The organism is Bacillus sp. FSL M8-0166 (assembly GCF_038008825.1).
GTDB classification, from domain to species: domain Bacteria; phylum Bacillota; class Bacilli; order Bacillales; family Bacillaceae; genus Bacillus; species Bacillus safensis.
In genome coordinates this window covers 1,601,300-1,615,600 of sequence record NZ_JBBOZZ010000001.1, presented here as the reverse complement: position 1 = coordinate 1,615,600, position 14,301 = coordinate 1,601,300, and the positions used below count along the sequence as shown (strand labels likewise).

Annotated in this window: 15 protein-coding genes, 2 tRNA genes and 1 riboswitch; of the genes, 9 read left to right on the top strand and 8 right to left on the bottom strand. The window is 39.1% G+C overall.

Going from position 1 to position 14,301, the window contains the following annotated elements:
- Positions 1–9 precede the first annotated feature (9 nt).
- The gene (locus tag NSS92_RS08595; protein WP_340867343.1) at positions 10–2,322 is read right to left on the bottom strand and encodes an ATP-dependent helicase; all 2,313 of its coding nucleotides are present in this window, start codon (positions 2,320–2,322) and stop codon (positions 10–12) included.
- A gap of 126 nt (positions 2,323–2,448) precedes the next feature.
- On the opposite strand from NSS92_RS08595, the gene NSS92_RS08590 reads away from it, so the two are divergent.
- Positions 2,449–2,706 (top strand): hypothetical protein, encoded by a 258-nt coding sequence (locus NSS92_RS08590; protein WP_340867342.1) that lies wholly within the window; start codon positions 2,449–2,451, stop codon positions 2,704–2,706.
- Between the two features lie 75 nt (positions 2,707–2,781).
- Here NSS92_RS08590 and NSS92_RS08585 read toward each other — a convergent pair whose 3' ends face one another.
- From NSS92_RS08585 to NSS92_RS08575, 3 genes are read right to left on the bottom strand one after another with little or no spacing between them, the layout of a single operon-like run.
- Entirely contained in the window at positions 2,782–3,216 is a 435-nt protein-coding gene (locus tag NSS92_RS08585; RefSeq protein ID WP_340867341.1) for a GNAT family N-acetyltransferase, read from the bottom strand.
- A gap of 6 nt (positions 3,217–3,222) precedes the next feature.
- Positions 3,223–3,738: a YjcG family protein gene (locus tag NSS92_RS08580; RefSeq protein ID WP_024426454.1), complete on the bottom strand. Its 516-nt coding sequence runs from the start codon at positions 3,736–3,738 to the stop codon at positions 3,223–3,225.
- A 52-nt stretch (positions 3,739–3,790) separates the two neighbouring features.
- Complete coding sequence (locus NSS92_RS08575; protein ID WP_151039292.1) at positions 3,791–4,531, bottom strand: alpha/beta hydrolase; 741 nt, start codon at positions 4,529–4,531, stop codon at positions 3,791–3,793.
- A 221-nt stretch (positions 4,532–4,752) separates the two neighbouring features.
- Positions 4,753–4,875: riboswitch (SAM riboswitch) on the top strand.
- Between the two features lie 77 nt (positions 4,876–4,952).
- Here NSS92_RS08575 and NSS92_RS08570 point away from each other — a divergent pair.
- The 3 genes from NSS92_RS08570 to NSS92_RS08560 all read left to right on the top strand — a co-directional run bounded on the left by NSS92_RS08570 (position 4,953) and on the right by NSS92_RS08560 (position 7,451).
- On the top strand, positions 4,953–6,071 hold the full coding sequence (locus NSS92_RS08570) for a methionine biosynthesis PLP-dependent protein (protein ID WP_340867340.1): 1,119 nt from the start codon (positions 4,953–4,955) through the stop codon (positions 6,069–6,071).
- Positions 6,068–7,246, top strand: coding sequence for a cystathionine beta-lyase (gene metC / locus NSS92_RS08565; protein WP_340867339.1), 1,179 nt, complete (start codon positions 6,068–6,070; stop codon positions 7,244–7,246). Before NSS92_RS08570 ends, metC begins: the two co-directional genes overlap by 4 nt.
- Before the next feature lie 132 nt (positions 7,247–7,378).
- A tRNA-Val gene (locus tag NSS92_RS08560) sits at positions 7,379–7,451 on the top strand.
- A 116-nt stretch (positions 7,452–7,567) separates the two neighbouring features.
- On the opposite strand, the gene NSS92_RS19460 is transcribed toward NSS92_RS08560, so the two are convergent.
- Complete coding sequence (locus NSS92_RS19460; RefSeq protein ID WP_445661651.1) at positions 7,568–7,735, bottom strand: tyrosine-type recombinase/integrase; 168 nt, start codon at positions 7,733–7,735, stop codon at positions 7,568–7,570.
- Between the two features lie 264 nt (positions 7,736–7,999).
- Positions 8,000–8,965 carry a hypothetical protein gene (locus NSS92_RS08555; protein WP_340867338.1) on the bottom strand — a complete coding sequence of 322 codons (966 nt, stop codon included), beginning with the start codon at positions 8,963–8,965 and terminating at the stop codon, positions 8,000–8,002.
- Positions 8,966–9,297: 332 nt separating this feature from the next.
- Between NSS92_RS08555 and NSS92_RS08550 the strand changes: the two genes are divergently transcribed.
- A tRNA-Val gene (locus tag NSS92_RS08550) sits at positions 9,298–9,370 on the top strand.
- A gap of 89 nt (positions 9,371–9,459) precedes the next feature.
- Here the strand turns inward: NSS92_RS08550 and NSS92_RS08545 are convergent.
- Positions 9,460–9,882 (bottom strand): stress protein, encoded by a 423-nt coding sequence (locus tag NSS92_RS08545; RefSeq protein WP_340867337.1) that lies wholly within the window; start codon positions 9,880–9,882, stop codon positions 9,460–9,462.
- Between NSS92_RS08545 and NSS92_RS08540 the strand changes: the two genes are divergently transcribed.
- From NSS92_RS08540 to NSS92_RS08525, 4 genes are all read left to right on the top strand, one after another.
- Positions 9,873–10,703 (top strand): sialate O-acetylesterase, encoded by an 831-nt coding sequence (locus NSS92_RS08540; protein WP_340867336.1) that lies wholly within the window; start codon positions 9,873–9,875, stop codon positions 10,701–10,703. The genes NSS92_RS08545 and NSS92_RS08540 overlap by 10 nt on opposite strands.
- A 125-nt stretch (positions 10,704–10,828) precedes the next feature.
- Positions 10,829–11,488 carry a type A chloramphenicol O-acetyltransferase gene (gene catA, locus NSS92_RS08535; RefSeq protein ID WP_340867335.1) on the top strand — a complete coding sequence of 220 codons (660 nt, stop codon included), beginning with the start codon at positions 10,829–10,831 and terminating at the stop codon, positions 11,486–11,488.
- A 195-nt stretch (positions 11,489–11,683) separates the two neighbouring features.
- Positions 11,684–12,802, top strand: coding sequence for a Rap family tetratricopeptide repeat protein (locus NSS92_RS08530; RefSeq protein WP_340867334.1), 1,119 nt, complete (start codon positions 11,684–11,686; stop codon positions 12,800–12,802).
- 275 nt (positions 12,803–13,077) lie between these two features.
- On the top strand, positions 13,078–13,908 hold the full coding sequence (locus NSS92_RS08525; RefSeq protein ID WP_340867333.1) for an SMI1/KNR4 family protein: 831 nt from the start codon (positions 13,078–13,080) through the stop codon (positions 13,906–13,908).
- 42 nt (positions 13,909–13,950) lie between these two features.
- On the opposite strand, the gene NSS92_RS08520 is transcribed toward NSS92_RS08525, so the two are convergent.
- Positions 13,951–14,199: a DUF2651 family protein gene (locus NSS92_RS08520; RefSeq protein WP_340867332.1), complete on the bottom strand. Its 249-nt coding sequence runs from the start codon at positions 14,197–14,199 to the stop codon at positions 13,951–13,953.
- Positions 14,200–14,301 lie beyond the last annotated feature (102 nt).

Here is a 14,301-nt window from a genome sequence, read left to right as displayed (position 1 = left end):
GCTCTCCGTTTATAGGGGGGCCTGTTGTTTTTGCGTAAATAATTCACGGTTTTTCTTTAGAAGAGGATACAAAAAACGAGAACGATGAGCCGTTTTTCCTCGTCTAAATGATGGAACAGACAGATAAAGAGATTGTTCTGCTCTTGTCATGGCAACATATAATAAACGGCGCTCTTCTTCCAGCGCTTCTTCATCACCGTTTCTGAGTTCATCCAGTGAGAAATCATGAGGCAGTGCCCCGTCGACCACACAAGTGATGTATACTGTCTGGAACTCAAGTCCCTTTGCGCGGTGGATCGTCATGAGCTGAACACCGGGTTCATCTGTTTTTTCCTTTTCGGCAGACTTCATATGTTCGGCATGTGCGAGAAAGGCTTCAATCGTTTCAAAGCGTTTGGCGGCCGTTTTCACATCACGTACATCATCCGCCCCTTTTTCAAGTACATTCGTATCGTTAACCCGTTTTTTTAAGTAATCACCGAGTCCCATCTTTTGTTCAATAAATGTCACTGCGTCCGATGGCTTTAATGTACGTAACGTTCGGAACAAAGGAACTATTGATTGCAGCTTTTTCCGTTGAAACGGCTGTATATCTGTCAGTTTTCCGAGCGCTTCTACCATTGAGCAATCTTCTGTGATGGTCAGTGCCTTTAGTGTATTCAGGGTTTGCTGCTTTAAAAAGAAAACCGACAGCAGCTGTTTCATGGCTGCCACATCATCTGCATCCTGACTTAAAGAAAGAAAGGCGAGGAGAACCCGAACCATTCGTCTGCTGTAGAAGGCTTTGACGCCGGTATCCGTTTCATAAGGGATCGCCGATTGATGCAGCCGTTCATAAATTGCCCGGCCGCCTGTATTCGTTCGAAACAGTACGCAGAAGTCATTCGGCTTTGCACCGTTTTTAATTTTCTCCTGAATATCTGCGACAATCATCGTCGCTTCCTCTTCTTCATCATATGGATAAAAAAGCGTCGGAGGAATTTTCTCCTCGCGCACGGCTTTTAACGTCTTCTCATAACGATGCTGATTTTTCTTAATAATAGCATCTGCACTTGCGACAATCGTATGGTGAGACCGGTAATTCGCATGTAAATGGACGATCTGAGCCGAAGGATAGTCCTGTTTGAATTCAAGAATGAAAGCAGGATTGCTCCCTCTAAAGGCGTAAATGGCTTGATCATCATCACCTACACAAAATAACTGCTCTGATTCTCCGGCTAAAAGCTGAATCAATTGATATTGTACTGGATTAATATCCTGAAATTCATCCACTAAAATATACTGGAATCGTTCTTGATACCGTTTTAGCAGTTCGGGCTGTTCTGTCAGCATATGTAAGCAGGCAATCGCCATATCATCAAAGTCAAATTGCTGATTGTCTCGTTTTTGCTGTTCATATGATTGGTAGATCGTCCACATGTGTTTTTCCTTTTCATCCTTCAAATCAGGAAGTTCACCTGGTAAAAAGGCATTTTTCCAATAGCCGATGGATTGCAGTACTTGATCGGTAGGGTAGTCTTTCTCATCAAGTCCCTCATTCATAATGGCTTTTCGGATGTATTGCTCCTTTTGCCAGTCAAACTTGATCAGATGCTGGCCGTTCCATTTGTTTGCGTCATCGTGAAGCAGCATTTTATAAAAAAGACTGTGGAAGGTGCCTGTCACTACTTGGCTGGCTTGTGAAGGATGAAGCTGGTATTGCTTGCGCAGCCTTTCTTTCATCTCACTGCTCGCTTTGGTCGTGAAAGTCACGAGTAAAATATGGTGAGCAGGAATATGATGATGGGACATGAGATAAGCTGCTCTAGCCGTCAGGACTCTTGTTTTCCCGCTGCCGGCACCAGCCAGCACAAGCATCGGACCATCTTGATGTGTGACAGCTTGAAGCTGCGGTGTGCTAAAGGTGATATGCGGAAAGAGGTCGATCGTATGAACTTGTTCATTCTCTTCTAAATGTAAGGCGTCGCTAAATTGAATCGACCTAGGTTCCTGCCAGTCATTTGATTCGTTCGTTTGTGAGATGATCTGTTTGCCGGTTGGAAAACGGAAGCCGCCAAGTTCTTTATAGGAGGCCCTTTCCTCTTGCTCTGCTGTTTGATTATGATCTGCTTGTTCTTCAGTTTTTTCACAGATCTCTTGCTGAGACATGTGCTTATGAATAAAGGCAGGTTCATCATGTATATTTAATCTAAAAAAGACCGGTTGTCCGCAATATGGGCAGAATAATTGTCCTTTTTTTCCCTCGGCATGGAGGAATTGATAGTGTTCTCTCGAATACGTATGTAATGAGATCGTTCGATCATGTCGTCGTGCGCATTTCAAAGCTAGTCCTCCAATAGTCAATCAATCTTAAAATGAAACACATCTAATCATATCAAATGAGGCGTGTTTCAAACAGTCATAATTAGGGAATAGTAGAGTAAGAGAGAAGCAAAGGAGGCGTTCTTGATGGGATATATAGTCCCGATTCAGCCGGATCTGTATTTTCAATATATCAATCGTCCAGCTCCTCAGGATAAAGAAGACTACGCAAAAGTAACAAAGGTTACTCGCACCTTTCATGACAAGGTATACAGAGAGCTGGAGAAAAAAGAGGACTTAGTGACAGAAGCGGAAACGAAAGTACAGCAAAAAAAGCGGGAACGCTTTGTACGAGATATGTTTATGGAGGAAGGCAAGGGCATTCATATCAATACGTATATATAAATGATTGCGCTTTCTTCGAACGATAATGAAAAAGAAAAAGCCAGGGCATCTTGAATGCTCTGGCTTTTCTTTTGTTCAAACAGACAGTGTTTTTGTCATTTTGACATGTTTGATTCCTGCTTCTTCAAACGGTTCAGAAACCGCTTTGTAGCCTTTCTTTTCGTAGAAAGGAAGAGCTTGGACTTGGGCATGCATAACCGCTTCTTTTGCTCCATTAGCAATCGCTTCTGCTTCTAGCGCTTCTAATAGCTTGTGGCCAAGGCCGAAGGAGCGCGCCTCTTTTAACACACAAATTCGTTCAAGCTTTGCCTTTGATCCCTCAATGATCCGCAGTCTAGCGGCTGCCTGAGGCTTTTTGTCATCATTGTAAATGACAAAATGGGTGGCTTTGTCTTCTAGTTCATCTATTTCGATCTCAATTGGGACTTCTTGTTCTTTTACGAATACTTCTTTTCGAACGTAATATGCATCTTCTCGTTGTGTTTGTGCTGTTGCGATGACTGTTTTCAAATGTCTTTAACCCTCTTCTCCTAAAATAAATGTTTCATAGACGGTCCAAGACCCGTTCTCTAATTGATATAAAAGGTGGAAGCGATCCACTGTTTCTTCATGGTCAATCTTTCTCAGCTTTAATGTGCCAAGTACGTCTGAATGCTCATCATCTGATAGTTTTTGAGCTACTGTCACATGCGGAACAAAGGCATATTCAGGTGTACCAGCAAGTGGATCTGCGTACAATCTCTCATTGAGCGCCATGATGTCCTCGTTCGGTTCTACTTTCATATAAATGACGTTGTTTACAGGAGCGAATGAACTGAATTTTTTAATACGTAACGTAATAGGAGAAGCATTTTTTGCATAATCTCTTAACGTTGAGACGACCTCAGCCGCTTCTAGATCCGTTAATTCAAAAGGTGTTCTTAATGTTAAGTGAGGCGGTATGAGTGCATAGTTCGGATCATAACGCTTCCGGTAAGAGTTCGCAATATCTTGCAATTTTTTTGATGGAAATATAACAACTCCGTATTTCATCATGTTCCCTCCTGAATAAGAAAGTATTTATTATTGTTTATTATAACAAAATTCAGTTGATTAACGAATATGGGAGCATTCTTTTTAACGAAGGCGCAATGAGCGGCTGCCAAAACGTCCATTTATGATCCCCTTCGAATGTCTCAAATAAATAATCTGCACCAGATTGTTCAAGAAGGGCCTTTAAATCTTCGTTCGGCTGAACAAAATCAAGCACTTGGCCATCTGTTGTTTTCACAGCTGTTTCTTCCAGCCCAATTTGATGAATAATGGCATAATGAGAAAGGGCTGTCGACTGTTTGACGGCTTCAAGGACCGACTCGTCAACGTAAGGAGACTGCAAAATCAGCCCGCCAAATAAAGAAGGATAATCAATGGCTGTCATAAGGGAAATCGTCGCACCAAGCGAATCACCAATAAACGTACGTCCTGATCCAATTTGATAGGTTGGATAGTGTTCATCAATATAAGGGACAAGTTCATTTGCTAAGAAGCGTTTATACGCTTCAAACTTTGTGCCGTCTGGATGATACGTGTTTCGTCTTTCCGTGACATTTTCATAAGGGACACCAATGATAATCGAACGCTCCATTTCTTTGTTTTGCATCAATTCTTCTGCCTGTCTGCCGATTTTGCCTAGGCGGAAATAATCATGACCATCCTGGGCAATGATGACATGATATGTATAAAGGGGGGAGTAATTGACTGGCAAATAGATCAAAATGGTCATGTCCGCCCCAAGTTCTTTTGACTGTAAGGTTTCTTCTTGAATGATTCCTGTTTTCTTCACCATAATCCATTCCTCCAGCTAACCAAATTCATCATAAAGTGAAACGTTTCCATTCATTGTAACATGAAAAACAGCGTTGTTCCTATATGCTAACATGCAATCAAATCGTATAACATCGATTCTGTTATAAAATACAGAAAATTTTAATTAATCATGACATTTCCCCTTGAAAAATGAGATTTAATGGGTTACAGTATTAAGAATTAGAACAGACAGACAACACATTCTTATCGTGAGAGGTGGAGGGACTGGCCCTTTGAAACCTCAGCAACCGGTATGCATCACTTCATGTGATGTACCAAGGTGCTAAATCCAGCAAGCAGCTTTTTTTGCTTGGAAGATAAGAGGAAGCGATTAAACCCCTTCTTCTTATGAAGAAGGGGTTTTCTGTTTTGAAATCAGATTTTACTTAGGATGGTGTCAAATGACAGAACATGTGGAAACGAAATTAGCGCAAATTGGAAACCGTAGCGAAGAGGTGACTGGCACTGTCAGCCCTCCCATTTATCTTTCGACAGCATACAGACATAGAGGCATAGGAGAATCAACAGGATTTGATTACATTCGAACGAAAAATCCAACTAGACAGCTTGTAGAGGATGCAATTGCTTCACTCGAAGAAGGGACGGCCGGTTTTGCCTTCAGTTCGGGAATGGCTGCGATCCAAACGATTATGGCTCTATTTGAAAGTGGAGATGAACTCATCGTCTCATCAGACCTATATGGCGGTACATACCGTTTGTTTGAAAACGAATGGAAAAAGTACGGCTTACGTTTTCTTTATGATGATTTCTCAGATGAAGACTGTTTACGCTCAAAAATCACGCCAAACACAAAAGCGGTCTTTATTGAAACGCCGACAAATCCACTCATGCAGGAAGCAGATATTCAAAAAATAGCGAAGATTGCAAAAGAACATGGCGCTTTGGTGATTGTCGATAACACCTTTTACACACCAGTCTTGCAAAAGCCGATTACGCTTGGTGCGGACATTGTCATTCATAGCGCAACCAAATATTTAGGCGGACACAATGATGTCCTTGCCGGGCTTGTGGTGACAAAGGGAGAGCAGCTGTCTGAAGACATGTTCCAACATCAAAACGCAATTGGAGCAGTTTTAGCTCCATTTGACTCATGGCTTTTAATGAGAGGAATGAAAACACTGGCACTTAGAATGCGCCAGCACGAGGCAAATGCGAAGGAGCTGGCACAGTTTTTAGAGAAGCAACCAGAAATTCAAGATGTCCTTTATCCAGGAAAGGGAGGCATGCTGTCATTCCGAGTAGCCAAAGAGGACTGGGTCAATCCATTTTTGAAGCAGCTGAAAACGATTTGTTTTGCTGAAAGCCTTGGCGGAGTCGAAAGCTTCATTACGTATCCTGCAACACAAACGCATATGGATATTCCAGAAGAGATTCGCATTGCAAACGGTGTGTGTAACAAGCTGCTCCGTTTCTCTGTTGGCATTGAGCATGTAGATGACCTAAAAGCAGATTTGAAACAGGCACTATCACAAGTGAAAGAGGAGGTACACGCTAAATGACCACACACGATTGGACACTCGAAACACAACTAGTTCATAATGCGTTTAAAACAGACCGTTCAACAGGTGCAGTCAGTGTACCGATTCAGCATGCGTCCACGTTTCATCAAAGCAGCTTTGATGAATTTGGTCAATATGACTACTCCAGATCGGGGACTCCTACACGGCAAGCATTAGAGGATACGATTGCCGCGCTAGAAGGAGGAACGAGAGGGCTTGCCTTTGCATCTGGCATGGCAGCCATTTCAACCGCTTTTCTTCTATTATCAAAGGGAGATCACGTCCTTGTCACAAGAGATGTGTACGGCGGGACTTTCCGAATGATCACCCAAGTTCTTTCAAGATTTGGGATTGAGCATACCTTCGTGGATATGACGGATTTGAATGAAGTTAAAAGAGGCATTCAATCGAATACAAAGGTCATTTACATGGAAACACCGTCAAATCCAACACTAGGCATTACAGATATTGTAGGTGTCGTACAGATTGCGAAAGAGCATGACTGTTTGACTTTCTTAGATAATACGTTTTTAACGCCTGCTCTTCAGCGTCCGCTGGACCTTGGTGTTGATGTTGTTCTGCACAGCGCAACGAAATTTTTAAGCGGCCACAGTGATGTGCTGTCAGGCTTAGCCGTGGTGAAAGATGAGAAGCTGGGAGAGGAACTCTATTCGCTGCAAAACTCCTTCGGTGCGGTCCTTGGCGTGCAGGATTGCTGGCTTGTGTTAAGAGGGTTAAAAACCCTTCAGGTCAGATTAGAAAAAGCAAGCCAAACGGCCTTTGAACTAGCTTCATTTCTAAAAGAACATCCTGCGGTGAAAAAAGTATACTATCCAGGCTTAGACGATCATCCTGGGGCACACATTCAGCGCAAGCAAGCAAGCGGAGCAGGAGCCGTTCTCTCATTTGAACTAGAAAACCAAGCGGCTGTCAAAGAATTGGTGGATGCCGTCACATTACCTGTATTCGCCGTCAGCCTCGGCGCCGTTGAATCGATTCTGTCATATCCAGCCAAAATGTCACATGCGGCTATGCCAAAAGAAGAAAGAGAAAAAAGAGGGATTACAGATGGGCTGCTTCGTTTAAGTGTCGGAGTTGAAAATGGAGAAGACCTCAAACGCGACTTCAAACAAGCACTCGATCAACTAAAGCCCGTCCTTGTGAACCAATCATAAAGAAGGAGAAAAAAAAGCCGGCACAGCCGCCGGCTTTTTGACCTTTTTTGAACAAAACCATTGACGACTTAATATGATGGTTATATAATAGAGACTGTCAGTAACAGAAAGCCCAGAACTGATACATAACCCGATTCCGTAGCTCAGCTGGGAGAGCGCTACCTTGACAGGGTAGAGGTCGCTGGTTCGAGCCCAGTCGGAATCATACCGTTAAGAAACCGTAAGTTCTTGATATATAAGGACTTACGCTTTTTTTATTTTATTCTCATATTAGTTACGGTCTATTGATCACATATTCTGTCAAAAAATTAACAGTTGTTCTTAGATTAACTTGATGTTTTCGCCTTGTTGTAATAGCAAGCTTGCATGCATATGTCTTAACTCATGGAAGCGGATTTGTGAAAGGTTTGCTTTACTAATAAGTTTATTGAATGTACTAAGTAAGTTTCTAAGATTGATTGTTTGCCCCTTACAGGTGCAAATAACAATGTCATGGTCAATTTAATTATTTCTATAAACAAGTTTGTTTGCGATATTCTTTTTTCTTTGGTGTTTAAGAGCGGAAATGGTAATAGTGTCCAAATCGATGGAACGGTTGATACTTTTATGTATATGTCAACGGGATTTGGAGGAAGGGAAAATGTCGCAAATTAATCATTCCTGTTTCTCTGTCTATTTCACAACATCCACCTTTTCTTTATGAAGCAAAAAGCTACTCTATGAGAGTAGCCAAATTGTTTTATGTCATTGAAATTATTCTGATGCTCTTTTATTAACGATTTGAGTTAAGGCTTCATCACTTAGCCTATTATTATTTGTCCCTCTCAACGTATGTCCAATTGTATCTCTGAAATTCCTAATCAAGCCCCTATTCGCTAAAGTACTCTTAATGGCATATTCTTTACGGGTTAGCCCTTCATCAGTGATTTCATTCTTTATAATAGTTTCATTCTTGGGTGGAAAGGGAACTATTTTTTTGTGTTTCTTTACGAATTTTTTCCTAACTAAAGGTGTATCATTATCGAGGTGATATTGTTTCCTCCATATATAAACCGACTTAGTAAGATATTCTTCAACAGAATACAAGTATCTCTGGACAACAATTGATTTTGGAACCAGTAACAATAGCTTATCCTTTACTATAAGTGCTCTAGTCCGTACTTGCTTCCAACTTAATGTTTCAATATCCCAAGCAACACCAATTTCGATAGGTTCAGGAGTTAATTCCAAACCATATATTTCGCTTTGTTCGATCGTATATTCAGCTAGTTTTTCCCTTAATAAGTTAGTCACAAGATCGGACATTCTATCTTCAGCAAAGTCTTTAACAAAGATGTTTAAATCTGTATAATTCGTAATCAAATCTTCGGCTAATAGACCTTGATCTATAATGTGGTTAAAAACCTCAATTAATTTTTCTGGAGAAGTCCCTTTACCTTTGGAAAATCCCCTAGACACACCTAATTTAGTTTCATTTGGTTCATGAGCGTTGATTAATAGTGCCTCTGCCCCCGCCTTATTGTCATTTCTATACAAATTGAAAATTTGATCAAAAAAACTATTGATTATTGCCGATGATTCTTGAAACCAATCCTCCTCTTGCACATCAATTTGTGAAGGATCAATATAAAGTGGTACATCTTTATCAATTAAACCATCTAAAAAGTCTAAATCACTCTGTGTAAGATCTTCAAGTTCGAAATACTGACTAAATTTCATCTTAATACCTCTTTTCTATAATTAGGCTACTAAAATAATAATTCGACAATATTCCCCAAACCCCTTCATTAAATAACAAGAAATAACAAAAAATATTTGAAGATAAGTTATATCCTTCCCTTTCCGCCATCTTTACAATTTATTTTTAAAAATAAAGGTGGACATATAGGTCGAAAATAGGGAACTTTGGTAATAAAATTAATAGATTATTAAAAAATTTATAGAAAACCTTTTACATAAAATTTAAGAAGAGAAATTTTTATGGTCACAGCTTGGTCACCGAGCTGTGACCAAATTTATAAAGTTTTAAGTTTATATTAAATAACCTCCATGATTCTGTAGCTCAGCTGGGAGAGCGCTACCTTGACAGAGTAGAGATCGCTGGTTCGAGCCCAGTCGGAATTATCAGTTAAACCTTTGCTACGCAAGGGTCAGTAGCCAGTAAGACATTTGTTTTCCTCCTAATAGAAAAAGAAACTAAAACAAATATGAAATTATTTTATTTCCTCATCCATCACTTTCTTATATTTTTCAAACTCAGAATCCTTCATTTCTCCGTTCATTTGTAATAGGAAATTCCCTTTTGAATATGTGTGAGAGAAGAACATAGATCCAGCATTGCCCAACCCATCATAATAAGATTTGGCTTGGTTAAGGTCAGTTTCATTTCCAAATTTAAAAATCCTTCCACCAGCATTTTCACCTAAAGAAGGAATGAGAATCCTTTTTCCTTCTTCTCTTATATTGCCAAATTCTTTTTGTTTAAGATCCGTTGGTTTTTCTGCTTCAAGCCCAGCACTTTTGAAAGCTTCAATAAGATTGTTTGTGGTGAGCTGTTTTTTAGTAGATGCTGCACTGCTACAAGCTGTTAACAATTTGATAAAATATTTAGTGGAGGGGGAAAGGTATGAAGTCATTTTTACTAATTGGACAATCTAATATGGCGGGTCGAGGCTTTAAGCATGAAGTGCCGCCAATTTATAATGAAAGAATCATGATGCTGCGAAATGGAAGATGGCAAATGATGACTGAACCTATTCATTTTGATAGGCCAGTAGCTGGTGTAGGACTGGCGGCTTCCTTTGCGGAGGCTTGGTGTAAGGATCATGAAGGAGAGAAGATTGGCCTTATTCCTTGTGCAGAGGGTGGCAGTTCCATTGATGAGTGGTCACAGGATGGAGCATTATTTCGTCATGCAGTAAATGAAGCTAAATTTGCAAAGGAAAATAGCGAATTGGCAGGGATATTATGGCATCAAGGAGAAAGTGACAGCCAAGATGGGAAATACAAAGAATACGATGAAAAAATACTAAGATTATTTAATGAACTAAGAGCTGAATTATCCGTACCTAACATTCCGCTTGTGATAGGAGGTTTGGGCGATTACTTGGGAAAGGCAGCATTTGGCGCAGGATGTGTGGAATATCAACTGATCAACGAGGAACTGCAAAAATATGCACATCATAACGAAAATTGTTATTATGTTACTGCCAAAGGCCTTGCATCTAACCCAGACGGAATTCACATCAATGCGATGTCCCAGAGAATATTTGGTATAAGATATTATGAAGCATTTAGAAAAAAAGAACATATACATGAGCCAATAACAAATGAAAATGAGTTAGTGAATGAATGTCATAATAGAATGAATACCTCAGCGGAGAAAACATATATAGCACTAGAAAAATTCACGTTGGGCAAGATGACTTACGAAGAGTTGCTGCAGGCTTTATCGTAGGCAAAGCTCATGGTAGACTTTGATTGGACAGTAACATGTCATATCTCTTGAAAGGATGATTGTGGTGGTGAAAGCAGATAAAGTTTCCTCCTGAATAAATGAAATTACATTCAGGAGGAGATAAAATGTTTAAACAAATAGACGAAAATTATACGAGAAAAGAGCACTTTCATCATTATATGACGTTAACCCGATGCTCATATAGCCTGGTGATCAATCTAGATATCACGAAATTGCATGTAATATTAAAAGAAAAAAAGCTAAAAGTATATCCTGTGCAAATTTATTTGTTAGCAAGAGCTGTGCAAAAAATTCCCGAGTTTCGGATGGATCAAGTGAACGATGAACTTGGTTACTGGGAGATTCTCCATCCTAGTTATACAATTCTAAATAAAGAAACAAAGACGTTTTCAAGTATTTGGACGCCTTATGACGAAAACTTTGCTCGGTTTTATAAAAGCTGTGTGGCCGACATTGAAACATTTAGCAAAAGCAGCAGCCTATTTCCGAAACCCCATATGCCAGAAAACATGTTCAATATTTCAAGTCTGCCGTGGATTGATTTTACTTCTTTTAACCTTAATGTATCTACAGATGAAACTTATTTACTGCCGATTTTTACGTTAGGCAAATTTAAGGTGGAAGAAGGAAAAATCATATTGCCAGTCGCCATTCAAGCACATCATGCTGTTTGTGACGGCTATCATGTCGGTCAATATGTGGAATATTTGAGGTGGCTTATAGAACATTGTGAAGAGTGGTTAAACGAGGCATTGTATAATTAATTTTCAAAAGGTGTAGTCATTTGATTTTTAGAAAAAGGCAGACTTTGCAGAGTCTGCTTTTTCTGTTGTGAGAAGAAATGTGTAAAATCGCGGTTACTCAATTGTTCTTTTTGCGGTTTCTTTTCGGTGCCTTGTAAACTCATGCATGTGATAATAAATGTAATATAAGGGAAATTAATGGAAGGGGAATGAGGGATGGAGAAAGTTCTTTCTTCACATGTTGGTGTGAAAATAAATGAATGGTATAAAATGATTCGGCAATTCAGTGTACCCGATGCAGAGATTTTGAAAGCTGAGGTAGAACGAGAAATTGAGCGAATGGAAGAGGATCAAGACCTGCTCATTTACTATCAATTGATGTGTTTTCGACATCAGCTTATGCTCGATTATATTAAACCTTCAGAAAAACGATCGCCTGCTGTTTCTGATTTGGTTGATAAAATCGAAAATTCAAATCATCAACTTTCTGGTATGCTGCAATACTATAATGCTTTTTTTAGAGGAATGTATGACTTTAGTAAGAAAGAATACATACAGGCTATCCAATATTATAAGATCGCTGAAAGGCAGCTCGCACTGGTTGTCGATGATATTGAGCAAGCGGAGTTCCACTTCAAGGTGGCTGAAGCCTACTATATTATGAAACAAACTCATGTTTCTATGCATCATATTATAAAAGCCTTAGACATCTATAAGCAGCATGAACAATATAAAGTTCGCCAAATACAAAGCTTGATTGTTATTGCAGGAAATTATGATGATTTCAAGCGATATGACAAGTCGTTAGAGCATCTAAATACAGCTTTTTCTATAGCAGAAGAGCTCGCCGATAATATGTTAATTGCTAAAATTCTATTGAACATAGCGAATACATATGATCGACAACAAAAGTACACTGAAGCAATCATACGCTACAGAGAAGTTTTAGACATTATTACACCACGAAGTATCGATATAAAACCAATCACCCTATTTAGTTTAAGTTGGTCGTTGTATAAGTCTAGTCAACATGATGAAGCCGCTCCACTCGTAGAAGATGGTCTTAAGTGCTCCTTAGAGATAAATGATTCGTTGTGTTTGATGTTATTTAAAGCTTTAAAAGCGATTTATATAGATGCTAATGAGAAAGCAATTCAAGAGGTGCTAAATTATTTTGATGGAAAGCAACTATATGTCTATGTAGAGGCTTTTGCTCAAAGTATAGGATTATCTTCTGAAAAAAAAGGGGACTTTGAAAAAGCTGCCGAATATTACAGAAAGGCTCTTAAAGCTCAAAATGATATTCAAAAAGGAGAGTGTCTGTATGATTATTAAAAAATTACTAGTCATTGTATCCATTGTATTGTTAAGTGTTTCAACAGTAGAAACTTTAAGAAACATTGAAACAAAATCAATTCGGAATACAACTATGGAGGAACAACAAAAATCAAATCGAAACACGACTATGATTGATCGAAATACAACCTCTGAAAACGTATAGACAAGATTAAAACAGACTTTAATAGTCTGTTTTTTTATGAAGTAGAATGAGCAAATGAACAGTTGGTCAATGTTATACTTATCTCAATAGATATAGGGAGGTCCCCACTTTGAAACCATTTTGGGAGAAAGAAGAAGAGAGTCCTTTCACGTTAGAAAAGATAGATGAGGAAAAAATTCGTGAGGCAGAGGGAACACTTGGTGTCACTTTACCTGATACATATAAAAAGCTCATTTTAGAATGGAACGGTGGCTTTACAGTTCGCAATGCTTTTCCAACCGAAAAGCCGAATTCATGGGCTGAGGATCATGTTCAATTTGACCATTTAAGAGGAATCGCCAAAGATGATGGCATCATGAATAGTCCCCAGTTAAGTGATGAATTGGAGCTGCCTGAGGGACTTGTATTCATCAGCGGAGAAGAAGATACATGGATCGCAATGGATTATCGAGAAACGAAGGAACATCCTCCTATTCACTATTTTGATTTAGAGATGGGAGTGGATTTTAAGCTGGCGGATACTTTCGATGAATTTATTGAGCAGTTATATACAGCTGAAGACGCCATGGTCGAGGTAGTAGAGATTGATGAGGAATCCTCGGATTTGTATGTCAGTAAAGAAGAGCTTGAACAAATTTTTGAAAGACAAGACCTTCGTCAGCAGAATCTTTTTAAAATGGCACATTATCCGATGGAAAAAACAGAAGAGATCGAATGGTTTTTCAATCGTATGAAACAATGCATCCAACAGATAAAAGATCAACATGTTTTGTATGAAGCAGCGACAACGATTCACTCCATCCTTCTGTTAAACCCGGAGATGCAAAGAAATGACCTTATCAATCAAGAGCTGAAAGAAATAGCGGAGTTTCTAGAAAATAGTGGTGAGCCTAATACCGCTTTTTTGGGAGAAGACATTCATCCAGTGAAAAAACGATAGTGAAAGAATAAAAGCCCCTGAAAAGGGCTTTTAAAATGTAGTTTAAGACCTCTTTTTATTTAAAGTTTTCATGATGAATAATGCGATATATGAAGCAATGAATGAGCCTAAAGTGTAAACAACTGACCACCCTAAGAAAGAGACATTAAAAAGTGTAAATGTCAGGATGAGTAAAATGATAAAGCTCACAACTGGCATGAAATAAATCTTTTGTACAATCAATGTGACGATAAAAGAAGCGATGATCATACTGACTGGAAGCAAGCCGAATGCGAATTCTAAATGAGTCATACCAATTCTCCCTTTATATGACTTAGCTACATTTGAGTTTCATAAATTATTAGACAAAAGAATTAATAACCATATCATAACATGAATAAATACAATTATTTC

What these genes read in the sequence shown, in the direction of transcription:
- NSS92_RS08590 (WP_340867342.1), top strand. Translation starts at nt 2,449, where the DNA reads ATGGGATATATAGTCCCGATTCAGCCGGATCTGTATTTTCAATATATC.
- NSS92_RS08580 (WP_024426454.1), bottom strand. Translation starts at nt 3,738, where the DNA reads ATGAAATACGGAGTTGTTATATTTCCATCAAAAAAATTGCAAGATATT.
- NSS92_RS08575 (WP_151039292.1), bottom strand. Translation starts at nt 4,531, where the DNA reads ATGGTGAAGAAAACAGGAATCATTCAAGAAGAAACCTTACAGTCAAAA.
- NSS92_RS08570 (WP_340867340.1), top strand. Translation starts at nt 4,953, where the DNA reads ATGACAGAACATGTGGAAACGAAATTAGCGCAAATTGGAAACCGTAGC.
- metC (WP_340867339.1), top strand. Translation starts at nt 6,068, where the DNA reads ATGACCACACACGATTGGACACTCGAAACACAACTAGTTCATAATGCG.
- NSS92_RS08555 (WP_340867338.1), bottom strand. Translation starts at nt 8,965, where the DNA reads ATGAAATTTAGTCAGTATTTCGAACTTGAAGATCTTACACAGAGTGAT.
- NSS92_RS08540 (WP_340867336.1), top strand. Translation starts at nt 9,873, where the DNA reads ATGAAGTCATTTTTACTAATTGGACAATCTAATATGGCGGGTCGAGGC.
- NSS92_RS08545 (WP_340867337.1), bottom strand. Translation starts at nt 9,882, where the DNA reads ATGACTTCATACCTTTCCCCCTCCACTAAATATTTTATCAAATTGTTA.
- catA (WP_340867335.1), top strand. Translation starts at nt 10,829, where the DNA reads ATGTTTAAACAAATAGACGAAAATTATACGAGAAAAGAGCACTTTCAT.
- NSS92_RS08530 (WP_340867334.1), top strand. Translation starts at nt 11,684, where the DNA reads ATGGAGAAAGTTCTTTCTTCACATGTTGGTGTGAAAATAAATGAATGG.
- NSS92_RS08520 (WP_340867332.1), bottom strand. Translation starts at nt 14,199, where the DNA reads ATGACTCATTTAGAATTCGCATTCGGCTTGCTTCCAGTCAGTATGATC.